At 52.0% G+C, this 16,193-nt stretch carries 12 protein-coding genes; 10 read left to right on the forward strand and 2 right to left on the reverse strand.

What is annotated here, in order from left to right:
* Nucleotides 1-407: 407 nt before the first annotated feature.
* The 8 genes from IEV89_RS16765 (at nt 408) to dcuR (ending at nt 8,195) form a co-directional block, all read left to right on the forward strand.
* Nucleotides 408-1,526, forward strand: coding sequence for an ABC transporter substrate-binding protein (locus IEV89_RS16765; RefSeq protein ID WP_188474660.1), 1,119 nt, complete (start codon nt 408-410; stop codon nt 1,524-1,526).
* A 50-nt stretch (nt 1,527-1,576) separates the two neighbouring features.
* A complete protein-coding gene (locus tag IEV89_RS16770) occupies nt 1,577-2,470 on the forward strand; it encodes a branched-chain amino acid ABC transporter permease (protein WP_188474661.1) in 894 nt (297 codons plus the stop codon).
* A complete protein-coding gene (locus IEV89_RS16775) occupies nt 2,463-3,350 on the forward strand; it encodes a branched-chain amino acid ABC transporter permease (protein WP_188474662.1) in 888 nt (295 codons plus the stop codon). Before IEV89_RS16770 ends, IEV89_RS16775 begins: the two co-directional genes overlap by 8 nt.
* Entirely contained in the window at nt 3,347-4,126 is a 780-nt protein-coding gene (locus tag IEV89_RS16780) for an ABC transporter ATP-binding protein (protein ID WP_188474663.1), read from the forward strand. Before IEV89_RS16775 ends, IEV89_RS16780 begins: the two co-directional genes overlap by 4 nt.
* Nucleotides 4,123-4,842 (forward strand): ABC transporter ATP-binding protein, encoded by a 720-nt coding sequence (locus tag IEV89_RS16785; protein WP_188474664.1) that lies wholly within the window; start codon nt 4,123-4,125, stop codon nt 4,840-4,842. Before IEV89_RS16780 ends, IEV89_RS16785 begins: the two co-directional genes overlap by 4 nt.
* A gap of 53 nt (nt 4,843-4,895) precedes the next feature.
* Nucleotides 4,896-5,747, forward strand: a complete 852-nt coding sequence (locus IEV89_RS16790) for a VOC family protein (protein ID WP_188474665.1) — start codon at nt 4,896-4,898, stop codon at nt 5,745-5,747.
* Nucleotides 5,748-5,853: 106 nt separating this feature from the next.
* Nucleotides 5,854-7,479 (forward strand): sensor histidine kinase, encoded by a 1,626-nt coding sequence (locus IEV89_RS16795; RefSeq protein WP_188474666.1) that lies wholly within the window; start codon nt 5,854-5,856, stop codon nt 7,477-7,479.
* Nucleotides 7,476-8,195: a two-component system response regulator DcuR gene (gene dcuR / locus IEV89_RS16800; protein ID WP_188474667.1), complete on the forward strand. Its 720-nt coding sequence runs from the start codon at nt 7,476-7,478 to the stop codon at nt 8,193-8,195. The genes IEV89_RS16795 and dcuR overlap by 4 nt, the downstream gene beginning before the upstream one ends.
* On the opposite strand, the gene IEV89_RS16805 is transcribed toward dcuR, so the two are convergent.
* Together IEV89_RS16805 and IEV89_RS16810 are read right to left on the reverse strand one after the other, a co-directional pair.
* Complete coding sequence (locus IEV89_RS16805) at nt 8,189-9,148, reverse strand: FAD:protein FMN transferase (protein WP_188474668.1); 960 nt, start codon at nt 9,146-9,148, stop codon at nt 8,189-8,191. The two genes, dcuR and IEV89_RS16805, sit on opposite strands and share 7 nt — an antisense overlap.
* 64 nt (nt 9,149-9,212) lie before the next feature.
* Nucleotides 9,213-11,990 carry a flavocytochrome c gene (locus IEV89_RS16810; RefSeq protein ID WP_188474669.1) on the reverse strand — a complete coding sequence of 926 codons (2,778 nt, stop codon included), beginning with the start codon at nt 11,988-11,990 and terminating at the stop codon, nt 9,213-9,215.
* A 675-nt stretch (nt 11,991-12,665) separates the two neighbouring features.
* Between IEV89_RS16810 and IEV89_RS16815 the strand changes: the two genes are divergently transcribed.
* Together IEV89_RS16815 and fumA are read left to right on the forward strand one after the other, a co-directional pair.
* Nucleotides 12,666-14,177, forward strand: a complete 1,512-nt coding sequence (locus tag IEV89_RS16815) for an anion permease (RefSeq protein WP_188474670.1) — start codon at nt 12,666-12,668, stop codon at nt 14,175-14,177.
* Nucleotides 14,178-14,369: 192 nt separating this feature from the next.
* Complete coding sequence (gene fumA, locus IEV89_RS16820; protein WP_188474671.1) at nt 14,370-16,016, forward strand: class I fumarate hydratase FumA; 1,647 nt, start codon at nt 14,370-14,372, stop codon at nt 16,014-16,016.
* The last annotated feature ends 177 nt before the right edge of the window (nt 16,017-16,193 follow it).

Here is a 16,193-nt window from a genome sequence, read left to right on the forward strand (position 1 = left end):
TATAATATTTAGAAAGGTGTTATTACTCGATGACCGACTTATATGCACTATTGTAGTGCGGTTATTGCTCTAAAAAAGTGAAATAATTGAAACGGTAAAAATAAAATTTAATAAAACTGATAAATAAACAATCAGTCATGACGGCTTGTTTATTTATCTCCGGCCAATCCACTCTGTTTTTCTTCACTATTTCCTCTTTTTCTCGTCTATATCGATGACCCACCACAGAAGATTGCGAACATGGCATAGAACTTTCCTGTAAACATAAGTGTATGCACTTGTTTATTAACTTCAGTGTTCATACTTTGCGTCACACCAGAGAACCTAATACGCCATCCGCTCCGCCCGATAAGGGCTCTGACGATGCCGAACTTCAAATAGCGTCACATAAAAGCCGGAGATACAACATGAACACTCGTTTTCGCCGTAACCTCGTTCTGTCTGCGATAACCAGCATGACCATTCTGAGCGTGACTCATCCCGCCTTCGCTGACATCAAGCTGGGTGCGATCCTGCCGTTGACCGGCACCAGTGCCAGCATTGGTGAAGACCAGCGTCGCGGCATTGAACTGGCGGTTGAAGATCTCAATGCCAAAGGCGGCGTCGCCGGGCAAAAACTGGATGTTGTGGTAGAAGATTCGGCGGGAAGCCCTGTTACCGGGCTGAATGCGGTCAGAAAATTAACCCAGGTAGATAAAGTACCGCTGGTCGTGGGCGACTTCTCCTCCAGTGTGACCATTCCTATCGGCCAGTTTCTGGTGAAAAACAATCTGGTTCACATCAATATTTCCGGTACCAGCGCTGATATCCGTAAAATTGGTAAATCGTCTTACAGCGTCATCGGACTGGATGACCTTTCCGCCCGCTTCTCTGCCGAAGATGTCTGGAAACTGGGTTATCACAAGGTGGCGTTCATCGCACCCGACGGCGCTTATGGGCAAGGAATGGCGCAACAGTTCAAACAGGCATTTGAAAAACTGGGCGGCAAAGTCGTCGCCAAAGTCCTTTATGCCAGCGGTCAGCCGTCTTACCGCCGTGAGCTGGAGCAGATATCCCGCGCCAAACCTGACGCCTACATCTATACCACTTATGGTCAGGATGCCATTGTCCTGAACCGCGAAGCCTGGGAATTGGGGCTGAGCCACACACCGTGGTACGGCATGTATCTGACCATGGCAATTGCGGATTCCCCAGCGCAGTACACTAACGGACAAATCGGCATGGAAGTCTCCGGGATGGCGAAGAAAACCGAAGGTCAGAGTTACAGCGAGAACTATCAGAAACGCTTCCATGAAAAGCCGCGTTCCGTTTATGGCAGCTACGCCTATGACAGCATCATGCTGGCTGCGGCCGCGATCAATAAAGCGCAAAGTGCCAGCCCGGCTGCACTGATCGCCGCAATGAAAACTGTCGCGCCACAGTTTACCGGCCTGACCGGGACACTCAACCTGGACGCCGATAATCAGCGTCAGTCTCAACCGTACCTGAAAGTGAAAGCCCTCGACGGCCAGCCAGTAGCACGTTAACGCACGATGGCGCGATCGTTTCCTTATGTCACTTTTCTCAGGAAATCACCATGTTTCAGTTTATTGTTGATACGTTGATCCGCACGGCAGATTTGTCACTGGTTGCTCTCGGGCTCAGTCTGGTTTACGGCCTGGTGCGGTTTGCCAATATTGCCCATGTACAGTACGCCATGGTTGGGGCTTTTCTCACGGCTGGCGGCCTGAAAATGGGGATGCCATTTTCGCTGGCGGTGCTGTTTTCAGCCCTGTCGTGCGGCATTTTAGCCATATTGCTTCATCACTGGGTGTTTCAGCGTCTGATCCGCGCCGGGGCGGCTAACGCCATGATTGGCTCCCTTGCGGTATCGATGGTGATGATGGCCTTGATGCTCGGCGTCGAAGGATCGGCACCCGTCAGCTATAACCTGCCCGTCGGTCACATTTTACAATGGGGAACGATCCGCCTCTCCGTCGATGAGTGCTGGAGCCTCGGCACCACCGTCGTCATCATTTTGATTTTCAACGTTCTGCTGTTTTTCACGCCTCAGGGACGCTCCATTCGTGCGCTGTCCAGTAACCGCGAACTGGCCGCCGCTTGCGGGCTAAACGCCAACGCCATCGTCCATACCGTCAATATGATTTCCGGCATGATCGCCGCCGTTGGAGGCTCACTGATCGCCATGACCAGCAGCGCCTATATCAATCAGGGAAATGACCTGTTGCTGCCGGTGCTGGCCGCCGCGATTCTTGGCGGACTGGGTAATCCGATGGGCGCCATTCTGGGCGCGTTACTGATTGCCGTTACTGAAACGCTGGTCACCAACATCAACTGGGGATGGTTATACGGCCAGGAGATGGTGTTTATGCCAACCACCTGGATTAATGCCGCCTCTTTCGTGATGTTGCTACTGGCTCTCTTGTTACGCCCCTATGGCTTATTCAACCGGGAGGTGCGCCGTGTCTGAATTTTTGCTGCATATTCTTTGTATCGCAGGTATCTACGCGATGATTGCCCTGGCCCTGAATCTGCAGGCCGGTTACGCCGGTCTGCTTAATTTTGGCCACATTGCGTTTGTCGGTATCGGCGCTTACGCCATCGGGATCGGTAGCCAGTTTTCTCTGCCACTCTGGGTGGTGATCCCCGCAGGGATCGCACTGGCTATGGGCGTTGCCGCTGCGATGGCGCTGCTCGGACGCCAGCTTTCCGCGGACTATTGGGGAATTGCCACGCTGGCATTGGCCGAGATCATCCGTATCTCGGTGATTAATGAAGAAGCGTTCACCGGTGGTGGTCAGGGCATTGGCGGCATTATGGCGCCGTGGGCGAGTGGCGAACAGCGACATGATGTGATGGTCTTCGCCGTGCTGATCCTGCTGTGTGTTGCCCTTTGCACCTTTATTTCCCTGCGTTTCGCTTCCAGCCGATTCGGACGGGCTCTGCGTCTGATGCGTGAACAGCCTCAACTGGCGATGTGCATGGGCTATTCGCTGCTGTGGCTGAAATGCCGCGCGCTGATGTGTAGCGCAATCATGTGCGTTATCGCCGGGATGCTCCTCGCCTGGTATACCAACTATGTCAGCCCGGATTACCTGCTCTCTTCTGAGACGTTCCTCATTTGGAGCATGGTGATGATTGGCGGTATCGGTAATGTCCGTGGCGTGCTGGCCGGTGTTCTGGTGGTTGAAGGGTTGTACAACTTTATTCCCTTCGCCAAAGATCTGCTGCACATGAGTTCTGACTTAACCGGCGCACTTCGGCTGGGCCTGGTAGGGCTGGTGATGTTGATCGGTTTGTTATTGCGTCCGGGTGGCATTCTCCCGGAGAAACTGAGGATCCTGCCATGACCACATTGCTCACCGTAGATAATATCAGCAAAGCTTATGGCGGCAATCAGGTGCTGAAATCGGTCACGTTTGACCTGAAAAGAGGGGAAATCCTGGGTTTGCTGGGGCCGAACGGCTCCGGGAAAAGTACCCTGCTCAACGTCATCTCAGGATTTACTGCCATCGACAGCGGCACCATTACCGTTGGGACGGAGCGTATCGACAAAATGCCGCCGCACCGCATCATCAAAAGCGGCATTGCGCGTACTTTCCAGCTCCCGGCGATGCCTGCAAAAATGACCGTGATGGAAGTGATCATGTCAGCGGGAACACGGTATCACGGTATCTGGAACGGGCTCTTATCGCTTCCGTCTGGGCGGTGCGCAGAACGCGAAGACAGCATCAAAGCGACGGCATTACTCGATACCTTGCTGCTGACTCACGTTCGGGATTTACCTGCCGCCGCACTTTCCGGCGGCCAGAAAAAATTACTGGGTATTGCCTGTGCGCTGATGGGTGAACCGGACATTCTGATGCTGGATGAGCCGATGGCAGGTGTTCATCCAAACTTGCGCCAGGAACTGGTTGAAACCTTGACCACCCTAAGCCATCAGGGCATTTCGTTGGTGATCATTGAGCACGACATGCATTTTATTAAGTCACTCTGTCAGCGCTGTATCGTACTGGATCGCGGGCATATCGTAGCCAATTGCCATCCTGATGATCTGGCTAAAAATCAGGACGTGCTGGATGCGTATCTCGGGCGCGGAAGCCGCACGTTGAAGGAGGCCATATGATCAAACTCAATGAGGTTGTCGCCGGTTACACACCGGGCGTCGATATTTTGCAGGGGATTTCGCTGCACGTTTCGCAGGCCGAAATCGTGACACTGCTGGGACCCAATGGCTGTGGGAAATCTACCCTACTTAAATGCATTGCCGGTTTTCTGACCCCACGCCGTGGCGAGGTTCAACTGAACGGGCAACACACCGCTGCCATCCCGATTCACCGTAAAGTCCGCGAGTGTTCGTTGGGGTTTGTGCCTCAGTTGGATAATGTTTTTAACAGTCTGAGCGTGGCGGAAAACCTGCAAACCGGCGGGCAATTTTTACCACCGATACAACGCAAAGCGCGGATGGAGAAGCTTTGCGAACTCTATCCGCTGCTGCGTAAAAAATGGCAGTCACCGGCCTCGGCACTCTCTGGCGGCGAACGACAAATCCTGGCGCTGACCCGCGCACTGATGCCGGAACCGGCAATTTTGCTGCTGGATGAACCTTCCGCCGGGTTGTCGCCCAAAATGCTCGATGACGTTTTCAACGCGATTCAGGTTATCCGTCAGCTGGAAAAAGTCACGATTCTGATGGTCGAACAAAACGCCATGGAAGCTCTGCATATCTCAGACCGCGCTTATATTTTATCGCTTGGCAAAGTCGCACTGACCGGGAACGCCCACGATTTGCTCAATGACCCACGCATGAGCGAACTGTATTTTGGGGGGCGTACGGCGTAAACCATGACTTCACCCTTTGATATCAACATAAAAACAGGTCTGGAGAACATTGTATGTCTCAATTAATTCCCGTGGTTGACCATGCGGTAATCAACGTAGATGGTCATCTGGACCACGCCGAAGCGTTATTTACCCGCATGGGATTTCAACTGAGCGCACGCGGGCATCACTCGATGGGATCGAGCAACCATCTGGCGATATTTGGCGAGAACTACCTGGAGCTGCTCGGCTATGAGACGGAGGCTTCAGACAACACCAGCATCCCCAAAGGCTTATGGCAACCGCCGTCAGGTTTAGCCGGCCTGGTCTGGAAAACCGACGATGCCGAGACAACTTATCAGCATCTAGAGGCTTGCCAGTTGGCCGGTGAGCCACCGACAACGTTTTTCCGGCCCGTGATGCTTCCCGATGGCGGCATTAAGGACGCGCAGTTTTGCATCACACGAATTAACGCCTGCGACATCCCTAACGGGTTCAGTTTTTTCTGCCAGCATCTTACGCCAGACGCCGTATGGCAACCGGTCTGGCAGCAGCATCCGAACGGTGTGCTTGAGTTGAGTGAATTTGTCATTGTGGCCGATGATCCGCTGCACGCCATACAGGTGTATGCACGGATATTCGCACCGCGACGTGAAATAGTCCAAACAGGCGACACGTTTTATCTGCAGGCAGGAAAAACCCGTCTCAGGTTCATCTTGCCAGCGCAGGCTAAGCACGAGTTTACCGCGCTGCCCGATGATTATTCCGGGCAATCGCGCATGAGCACATTGGCGTTCACCGTCTCATCCCTGGCTCAGTTGCGCACCTGTCTGAGTAAAGGCGATATCTGTTTTAGCGAGACAGACAGCGGCATTGTCGTTTCACCAGCGAATGCATTGAATGTGGCGCTGCGGTTTCACGAGTAAGAAATAAAACGCAAGTATCACGTCTCTCTTCGACGCTTCATTTGAGGTAGACGTCAGAGTCGCAAACGTAGACCATAAGCCATCAACAATGGTTTCCGGGACTTCAATGAGCGACTCGCCGCATCCGGTGCGTAAGCACCCTATGAAACTTAGCACTTCCGTCATCCTGATGATCAGCGCAGTGATTATTTCCGTCCTGCTGGTGGTGCATATGCTGTATTTCGTGCAGATCAGTAACACCGCGCGCGATGGCGTCGAAGATAAGGCGCTGGCGGTAGCGCGTACGCTGGCAGATTTGCCCGACATTAAGCACGCCCTCTCTCTGCCGCCTGACAGCGACATGATTGAGCCCATCGCCAACGCGGTGCAGAAAAGGAACGATCTGCTGTTTGTGGTCGTCACCAATATGCAGGGCATCCGTTATTCTCATCCGAATACAGAGATGATCAGCCACCATTTTATCGGTAAAGATATTGGTCCGGCATTGCTCGGCAAAGAGAACGTCTCAATCAATAAGGGCGTTCTGGACAAAGCACTGCGGGTCTTCACGCCTATCTATGACGATCAGCACCACCAGATCGGCGTTGTAGCGATCGGAATCTCGCTGGTAAAAGTGACCGAGCAGATTAATAAAAGTCGCTGGAGCATTCTGTGGACGGTGTTATTTGGCATGATGGTCGGCGCGCTGGGCACCTGGTTTTTGGTGAAAATGCTCAAACGCATTCTGTTTGGGCTTGAACCTTACGAGATATCGACACTGTTTGAACAGCGTCAGGCGATGCTGCAATCCATCAAAGAAGGCGTGATTGCTGTGGATGATAATGCGCAGGTGACGCTCATCAATCAGGAAGCCCGGCAAATATTTCTGGAAACTGGCACGGAGATCAGCCCCCTTCCCGAGAATAATCGTGAGTCGCAACCGTTGATCCTCAATTTGCGCGACGTGTTACGCACAGGGATCCCGAGACGGGATGAAGAGATCAATTTCAAAGGCCGTTCTCTGCTGAGTAATACCGTGCCTGTACACAGCAATGGCATCATTATTGGTGCCATCTGTACCTTCAGGGATAAAACCGAAGTCAGCCAGTTAATGCAGCGTTTGAGCGGCATGGTAAACTACGCAGATTCGTTACGTGAACGCTCACATGAATTCATGAATAAGCTGCATGTTATTCTTGGATTGCTGCATATGAAAAGTTATACGCAGCTTGAAGACTACATTCTCAAAACGGCCAATAATTACCAGGCCGAAATTGGCTCCTTGCTGTTGAAAATCAAATCACCGGTGATCGCAGGCTTCCTGCTGAGCAAGATTAACCGTGCGTCGGATATACGGCACCTGCTCACGCTGAGTGATGACAGTTTTTTGCCCGATAATACCAATGAAAACCAGATCGCAGCACTGATCACCGTGTTAGGTAATTTAATCGAAAACGCGCTGGACGCGCTGGGTGAGCAACCCGATGGCGAAGTCAGCGTGTTGTTGCATTATCAGAATGGCTGGCTGGCCTGCGTAGTCAGCGATGATGGTCCGGGCATTGCCGCAGACCATCTGGACGCTATTTTCCAAAAAGGCTTCTCGTCCAAAGGCGTTGAGCGCGGTGTTGGGTTATTCCTGGCAAAACAACAAATAGAAAATCTTGGTGGTACGATCGCCGTTGAGTCCGAACCTGACGTTTATACTCAATTTTTTGTTCAAATTCCGTGGGATGGTGAGAGGAAAACTGCATGATCAATGTGCTGGTAGTCGATGATGACGCCATGGTCGCAGAGCTAAACCGCTGCTATGTGAGACAGATTGCCGGGTTTACCTGCTGCGGAACGGCCTCGACGTTACAGCAGGCTAAAGACATGGTGTTGAATACACAGCAGCCTATCGATCTGATTCTACTGGATGTATATATGCAGCAGGACAACGGTCTGGATTTACTCCCGGAACTGCGCAATGCCAGACGTCCCATCGATGTGATCGTGATTTCTTCTGCAGCTGATGCAAAGACCATCAAAAAATCGCTGAACTATGGCGTGGTAGATTACCTGATCAAACCCTTCCAGTTTTCCCGCTTTGAAGAGGCATTGACTGGCTGGCGGCAGAAAAAATCGCTGATGGAAAATCAGCAATATTATGAGCAGTCGGACATTGACCGGTTAATTCACGGCAACAATCAGGCGGTGGCTGACAACAAAAAGCTACCTAAAGGCTTGACCACGCAGACGCTGCGTACGTTATGCCTGTGGATTGATGCGCATCCTGAGAGTGAATTCTCAACGGATGAACTGGCGCACTCGGTCAATATTTCGCGTGTTTCTTGTCGTAAATACCTGATATGGCTGGCGGACTGCCATATTCTGTTTACCAGTATTCATTACGGTGTGACAGGCCGACCGGTGTATCGCTATCGTTTACAAGCGGAACATTATTCGTTGCTGAAGCAATACTGTCAGTAAACCAGGCGGTAGCGGCTATCGAGCGGCGTGAAGGTAAACTGCCGCCGGGATGAGAAAACCACCTGCTGGTCTTTGGTGACGAAAATAGCCTCGATGTCCGGGATATCCTGTAAATACCGCAGGCCTTTTTTGACCCCCATGCCATAGAGCAGCGTGGTGTAGATATCGCCGTCGATGGAGTTATCAGAGATCACGGTTACGCTGAGCAGTTCATTATCCAGCGGGTAGCCGGTTTTAGGATCGAGGATGTGGTGGTAGCGATGGCCGTCACGTTCAAAATAGCGTTCGTAAATACCGGACGTCACCACCGATTTACCGTTCACGTTAATCACGCCAATGAGATCATCAGGCTCTGAAAAAGGCGTCTTCAGGCCGATAGCCCAGCCACCTTCTCCCCCCGCGCCCAGCGTTTGCACATTCCCGCCCAGATTGATCAGCGCATGCTGAACCTGTTCCTGATGCAGGAAATCCCTCACCACGTCGGCAATATAGCCTTTGGCGATCGCCCCAAGGTCAATTTCCATACCGGCTTTTTGCAGAAAAACGGTGCGCGACGGTTGATCGAGGATCACATCATGCGGATCCGTCAGCGCGATCAACGCCTGGAGTTCATCGGTGTCAGGCACCGTGTTACCGCTGAAGCCAATTTTCCAGCGTTTGACCAGCGGGCCGATGGTGACGTTGAAACAGCTGTCCGGTAGCAAGCTGACGGTTTTCGCGCATTGAATCAGATGAAATACCGGCGGGCTAACCGCCACCGCATGGCTCCCTGCCGCATGATTGATCGCCATAACGTCAGAATCGTGCCGGTTAACCGTAAAGAGGTTTTCCTGCTGCTTGATGAGCCTGAAAACGCGCGAGGCCAGACTTTCGTTATGCTCAAACAGCTTGAGAAGAATGGGCGAGCCCATCAAAACGGCGGAATAAGCATACACACGGGCGTCTGGCGTCATAGAAAATACCTGAACTGAAGAAGTGAAAGCCTGCGCCACAAGGCGTGACGCAGGTTGTTAACCGTTACCGCAGAGCGTGAATGGCGGCATTACGTCCCGCCAGAATACCGAAGATGATGATATCTGCAACGGCATTCCCGCCGATGCGGTTCGCACCGTGGATCCCGCCGGCCACTTCACCTGCTGCATACGCGCCACGGATGACTTGCTCCTGCGCATCCAGCACGCTGGTGTCGGTGTTGATGGTCACGCCGCCCATGGTGTGATGTACTCCCGGCGCGATGCGGATCGCGTAGAACGGTCCCTGATGGATCGGGTGACGCAGCGCCGTTTTACGACCAAACTCTGCATCCTCCTGCTTGTCGACGGCCACGTTGTAGCTTTCCAGCGTCGCAAGAAAGGCGTGGTGATCCATCTCCAGTTTGGCCGCCAGTGCACGTGGTGAATCTGCGCTGATGACAAAACCGCGTGCGATGTACTCATCGGCCGCTTTGTTATTCAGGCGAATTTGCTCATCAAACACCACGTAAGCGAACTTCTCAGGTAAGCCGATGATGTTTGCAGACACTTTGTCACGGGTTTCCATCTCGTTGAAGAAACGCCTACCCGCCTGGTTTACCAGAATGGCACCGCCGCCACGAATGGCTTCGGAAATCAGATATGACGAGCCTTGCTCAACCGTTGGGTGAATCTGAATTTCGCCCATGTCGACGGTGCCCGCGCCGATTTTCTGCAAAATCGCGATGCCACTGCCGGTTGCACCTTTATGGTTGGTGGTCACGAAGCCATGCAGTTCAGGGCGATATTTCACGACCATCTCGCTGTTAGCACTGAAACCACCGGTGGCGACAATCACGCTTTTCGCGTTAATGGTCAGCGTTTCGTTATCGTCATTAAGCAGCTCAATGCCCTGCACAGCCCCGTCGTGATAACGGATGTCGGTGACGGACGTATCCAGCATCACGTCGATATTGCGTTTGTTGAGGTTCTTCACCAAACCACTGATCAGGAAGCCGCCGACAGCACTACGATCCGCAGGACGGTGCGTACGGTCGATACTCATACCGCCGGTGATGGTGATGTCGCTCAGTTCAATGTTGTGCTCTGCCAGCCATTCAACCGCCTGAGGCGCGCGCTCCACGAACTCTTTCAGCAGCACGGTGTTGTTCTTTAACTGGCCACCTTTCAGGGTTTCCTGATAGAACAACGCTTTGCTGTCTGTAATGCCTTTCAGTTTCTGATAACGGGTATCAGCAGCATTCATGCCGACCGACGCCTTGATGGTATTGCCGCCGATGGTAGACATTTTTTCCACAATCAATACTTTCGCGCCTTCGTCACATGCCTGAATGGCTGCTGCAAGACCCGCACCGCCGCTACCGACCACCACAACGTCGTAGCGTTGTGGCTCAGACAGGCTGCCGCCCTCTTCCAGCAACTGTGCTTTGCAGGATTTGGCAATGGCTTTCGAGACGGCTTTTTTCACCGCTTCACTCTGCTCAGTCGCGCCGGTCACCGCGTCAACATGCGGGCTGTTGGCATCGAGAATACGGGTACGGATAATTTCAAAACTGGTGGTGAATTCCACGTCAACGTCACCACCCGCTTGCAGTTCGATATCCGCAATGCGGTCGGTTTCAAGACTGACGTTAATCGCCAGCGCATTGACCGGATCTTGCACTGTTTCCTGGAACACGCCGGCTTTGAATTTCTTCGAGGTCATGCTCATGTCGCGGATCATCGCGTCCACCAACGAGAAGCGCCACAGCGGTTCAGGGATGGTCAGCGCTTCGCGTTGAGTGCTGTCGATGAACAATTCGAGCTTCTGGTCGCTGGCTACACGGTCGGTCCAGTCTGGATAGGCGATGCACGCTTTGCCGATGGCGACCAGGTCGTAGCCATGTTCCATTGCCAGATCGGCATCGTCTTTGTTGACAATGCCGCCTACCCCCATCACCGGGATTTTCGCCAGTGTGTCAGAACGCATGGCGATATATTTGTCGATCAGCGGTGTGGGATCCGTCGTGTCGACGATAGAAGGACGCAATGAATAACCCAGTGAGAAGTGCAGGTAATCCAGGCCGCGCGCCGCCAGCTTTTCCAGCAGATAAAGAGTATCGGCGAAACGGATACCCGGCTCTTCCAGCTCCTCCGGCGAGAAACGGTAACCGATGATGAAAGAGGAATCGGCGTGTTTCTGCGCCATGCTGTGCGTGATATCGAGAATGGCCAGCGGGAAACGGGCGCGGTTTTCGCGGCTGCCGCCCCATTTGTCGTCGCGCTGGTTGGAGTTCGGCGAGAAGAATTGCTGAATGAGATAGGTGTTAGCACCGTGGATTTCCACACCGTCGAAGCCGGCTTCAATGGCACGACGCACGCCTTCACCAAACTTGGTGATCATGCCGTCAACCTCTTCAGCGCTCAGCGCGACCGGTGTGGCAGCCCCATCACGCGGCGCGGCCAGTGCGCTTGGTGCAACCGGCGTCTGGCCGCCGATCAGTTTAGGTTCGCTCATGCGGCCACCGTGATAAATCTGCAACACGGCTTTGGAACCCTGAGATTTCACGGCGTCGGCGATTTTTGCTAAACCGTCGATTTTGCTGTCGTTGTCGATGCCAATCGCACCGGGAAACGCCAACCCTTTGTCATCAATAAAGCAGCATTCGACGATCACCGTCCCGATGCTGCCAGCACGTGCGCGGTAGTACTCCACCAGCTCACGGGTGACGGTACCGTCGTAAAAGCCGGTACAGGTGGTCATCGGTGCCATTAGCACACGGTTTTTCAGCACGGTGCCATTTGGCAGAGTGAACGGACTCAATAATTGCGGGTTATGGCTCATAATATCCAGCTCCAAATTTAGAAAATATTTAATAATCTGTGAATTCGTTATCGGATTTATTTTATTAATTTTAATTTCTGCCGATGTCATACGCGTAATATAGCGATATTTTTAGCTACAAAAGGTGTAGCATTAGTTAATTAACTATTTATCCATTAATGGAATGCCTGCATTATTAAATTATTGTTAATTATGCTGCTAAATGATCACATCAATTTAAACTGCGGTCTCTTTTGCCTCTATCTGAAGGGAAAAACATTACATTTGCCCAGTGGCATAAGGTTTGGCTGCAAGTGAAATGTACCGTCAGCCACTGCGTTTTAGGGGGCGATTACCGCCCTTTTTCTCTCATAGGGTTTAGAAGCATCCCGTCCCATCAGGAAAGAGATAATCCATACGATTAAAATACAGCCCGTAGCCATTCTCATTCCCCTTTTTTAAATTTAACAGCCCCGTATTTTCTTGATCGAGATCAACAGTCATAAATACAAAAATCGCATTATATAGATATTTACTCACTCTCAATGGGGATGAAATTTACTAAACATAAACAATGTTAATGGATCTCTTTAAATACCATCATTGGAAACTAAAGTGAAATTCGTCACGCAAAAATAATAATAATCTTACCTATGCATCCGCAAACCTATTCTCAACTACTTGTAGACAAATAAAATGACAGATATCTCAAAAACTACGGTTACACCGCCGGTAAAAAAAGGGGCAAGTGGCAAAAAAAACCGCCTGCTTCTGATGTTATTACCTGTGCTGGTTGCAGTGTTATTGTTACTCGTTCCCACACCCGACGGATTAGAGCCGCATGCATGGCATTTCTTCGCCATCTTTGTGGGTGTGATTGTCGGCCTAATCTTCGAACCCCTACCCGGTGCGGTTATCGGCCTGACAGGCGTTGTGGTCATTGCTTTATTCAGTCAGTGGTTGCTGTTCAGCCCGGCTGAACTGGCTGACCCTAAATTCAAAATGGCGTCACAGTCCTTTAAATGGGCGGTAAGTGGCTTCGGTAACTCAACAGTATGGTTAATCTTCGGTGCGTTCATGTTTGCCGCAGGCTACGATAAAACCCATTTCGGCCGCCGTCTGGCGCTGATTCTGGTGAAATATCTTGGTCGTCGCAGCCTGACTCTCGGTTATGCCATTATGTTTGCCGATCTGTTACTGGCACCGTTCACGCCTTCCAACACCGCGCGCAGCGGCGGCACAATCTATCCGATTATTGCTAACTTGCCACCGCTGTATGGCTCCAAACCTAATGACCCGAGCGCACGTAAAATCGGTTCTTATCTGATGTGGGTCGCGATCGCCGCGACCTGTATCACCAGCTCAATGTTCATGTCGGCACTGGCACCTAACCTGTTGGCTCTGGGCATTGTGAAAAGCATCACTGGGATCAGTATTTCCTGGGGTTCGTGGTTTTTAGCCTTCTTGCCGGTTGGTTTGCTGCTGCTGCTGACCATGCCGCTGTTGGCATACTGGTTATATCCGCCGGAAGTTAAAACGAATGACGAAGTGCCGCGTTGGGCTACGGCTGAACTGGTAAAACTGGGCAGAATGTCCCTTCACGAAATCCTGCTGCTGGTGTTTGTTTGTAGCGCATTAGCGATGTGGATTTTTGCTTCCAGCTTTATTGAACCGGCCATGGCTGCCCTGCTCGTCGTCGTTCTGATGTTGTGGACCGGCGTTCTGAACTGGAACGATATCACCAGTAACAAACCGGCCTGGAATACCTTTGCCTGGTTCGCTACGCTCGTTGCGCTGGCTGACGGCTTATCTCGTACCGGCTTCATCGCTTGGTTAGGGAAAGAAGGCGCCGCGACAATGGGGGGCATTTCTCCGGGCACCGCGACTATCGTGCTGCTGTTGGCGTTTTTCCTGCTGCACTACCTGTTCGCCAGCACCACGGCGCATACCACCGCGCTTTTACCGGCCATGCTGACCATCGGTGCTGCCATTCCTGGCATCAACATGCAAGTGTTCTGTCTGCTGATGGTGACATCACTGGGTATCATGGGGATCATCACGCCATACGGCACTGGCCCAAGCCCGATTTACTACGGCAGCGGCTACCTGCCAACCAAAGACTACTGGCGTCTGGGCACCATCTTCGGGGCCATTTTCCTCGCCGCGCTGCTGTTGATTGGTTATCCGTGGATGATAATGATGTTCTGAAGTAGGTGATAAAACCTCCAACAAAGCATTAACAGAACATTTACTGGAAGAAAACATATAAACCTCGTTGCCAGCCTGTGTATAAGGCTGGCAACATAGAGAAAGCATAAAAACGTCGCCCGATTTATCCCTGATTCACCCGAAACGAGAAGTTCTGCTAGTGGCGGCAATAACGGATAAAGTGAGAAAAAAATGTCGAATAAACCATTCCATTATCAAGATCCCTTCCCCGTTACTAAAGAAACAACCGAATATTACTTGCTGACCAAAGATCACGTCTCTGTGAGCCATTTTGGCGGTGAAGACGTCTTAAAAGTCGAACCAGAAGCCCTGACTTTACTGGCACAGCATGCCTTCCATGACGCATCATTCATGCTACGCCCGGCGCATCAGCAACAAGTGGCCTCCATTCTTCACGATCCTGAATCCAGCGAAAATGACAAATATGTTGCGCTGCAATTCCTGAGAAACTCCGAGATCGCCGCGAAAGGCATTCTGCCGACCTGTCAGGACACCGGCACCGCGATCATCATGGGTAAAAAAGGCCAGCGCGTCTGGACCGGCGGCGGCGACGAAGCCAGTCTGTCGAAAGGCGTCTACAACACGTTCATCGAAGACAACCTGCGCTACTCGCAGAACGCCGCGCTGGATATGTACAAAGAAGTGAACACCGGCACCAACTTGCCGGCGCAAATCGACCTCTACAGCGTCGATGGCGATGAGTACAAATTCCTGTGTATCGCCAAAGGCGGCGGTTCAGCCAATAAAACCTATCTGTATCAGGAAACCAAAGCGCTGATCACCCCGGCCAAGCTGAAAGGCTATCTGGTGGAAAAAATGCGCACACTGGGAACGGCGGCCTGCCCGCCTTACCATATTGCGTTTGTGATCGGCGGGACCTCAGCTGAAGCGACGCTGAAAACCGTGAAACTGGCCTCCACGCACTACTACGATGGTCTGCCAACCGAAGGCAACGAACATGGCCAGGCATTCCGTGACGTGAAACTGGAACAAGAGTTGCTGGTTGAAGCGCAGAACCTGGGTCTGGGCGCACAGTTCGGCGGTAAATACTTTGCCCATGATATCCGCATAGTACGTCTGCCACGTCACGGCGCATCCTGCCCGGTCGGCATGGGTGTTTCCTGCTCCGCTGACCGTAATATCAAAGCAAAAATTAACCGCGACGGTATCTGGATTGAAAAGCTGGAAGACAATCCGGGTCAATACATTCCTGAATCCCTGCGTCAGCAAGGGGAAGCCGGTGTCGTGAAGGTAGATCTGAACCGTCCGATGACCGACATTCTCGCTCAGCTTTCCGAGTATCCGGTGTCTACTCGTCTTTCTCTCAGCGGCACTATCATCGTTGGCCGCGATATTGCTCACGCCAAACTGAAAGAGCGTCTGGATAACGGCGAAGGTTTGCCGCAGTACATCAAAGATCATCCGATCTACTACGCGGGCCCAGCGAAAACACCTGAAGGTTATGCGTCCGGCTCCCTCGGTCCAACCACTGCGGGTCGTATGGATTCCTACGTCGACCAGTTACAGGCTAACGGCGGCAGTATGATCATGCTGGCAAAAGGTAACCGCAGCAAACAGGTGACAGACGCGTGCCACAAACACGGTGGCTTTTATCTGGGCAGCATCGGCGGCCCGGCAGCGGTTCTGGCTCAGCAAAGCATCAAGAGTCTGGAATGCGTGGAATACCCTGAGTTAGGTATGGAAGCGATCTGGAAAATCGAAGTCGAAGACTTCCCGGCGTTCATTCTGGTGGATGACAAAGGCAACGACTTCTTCGAACAGATCCATGCCAATACTTGCGCGAAGTGCGTGAAGTAATAAAACCGTCCTTACGATAAACAAAAAGCCTGCCGGAAACGGCGGGCTTTTTTTATTATTGATGATCAAGGGAAGGCGGATAACTATCGCAAACTATCTCAATTTTGGCAGTTTTTGAGATAGTTGCTGATCCTGTTAAAACATCACCTCTGACAAAGCAACCTGATTTCAACCGCC

It is taken from the genome of Hafnia psychrotolerans (assembly GCF_014639435.1).
GTDB classification, from domain to species: Bacteria; Pseudomonadota; Gammaproteobacteria; order Enterobacterales; family Enterobacteriaceae; genus Ewingella; species Ewingella psychrotolerans.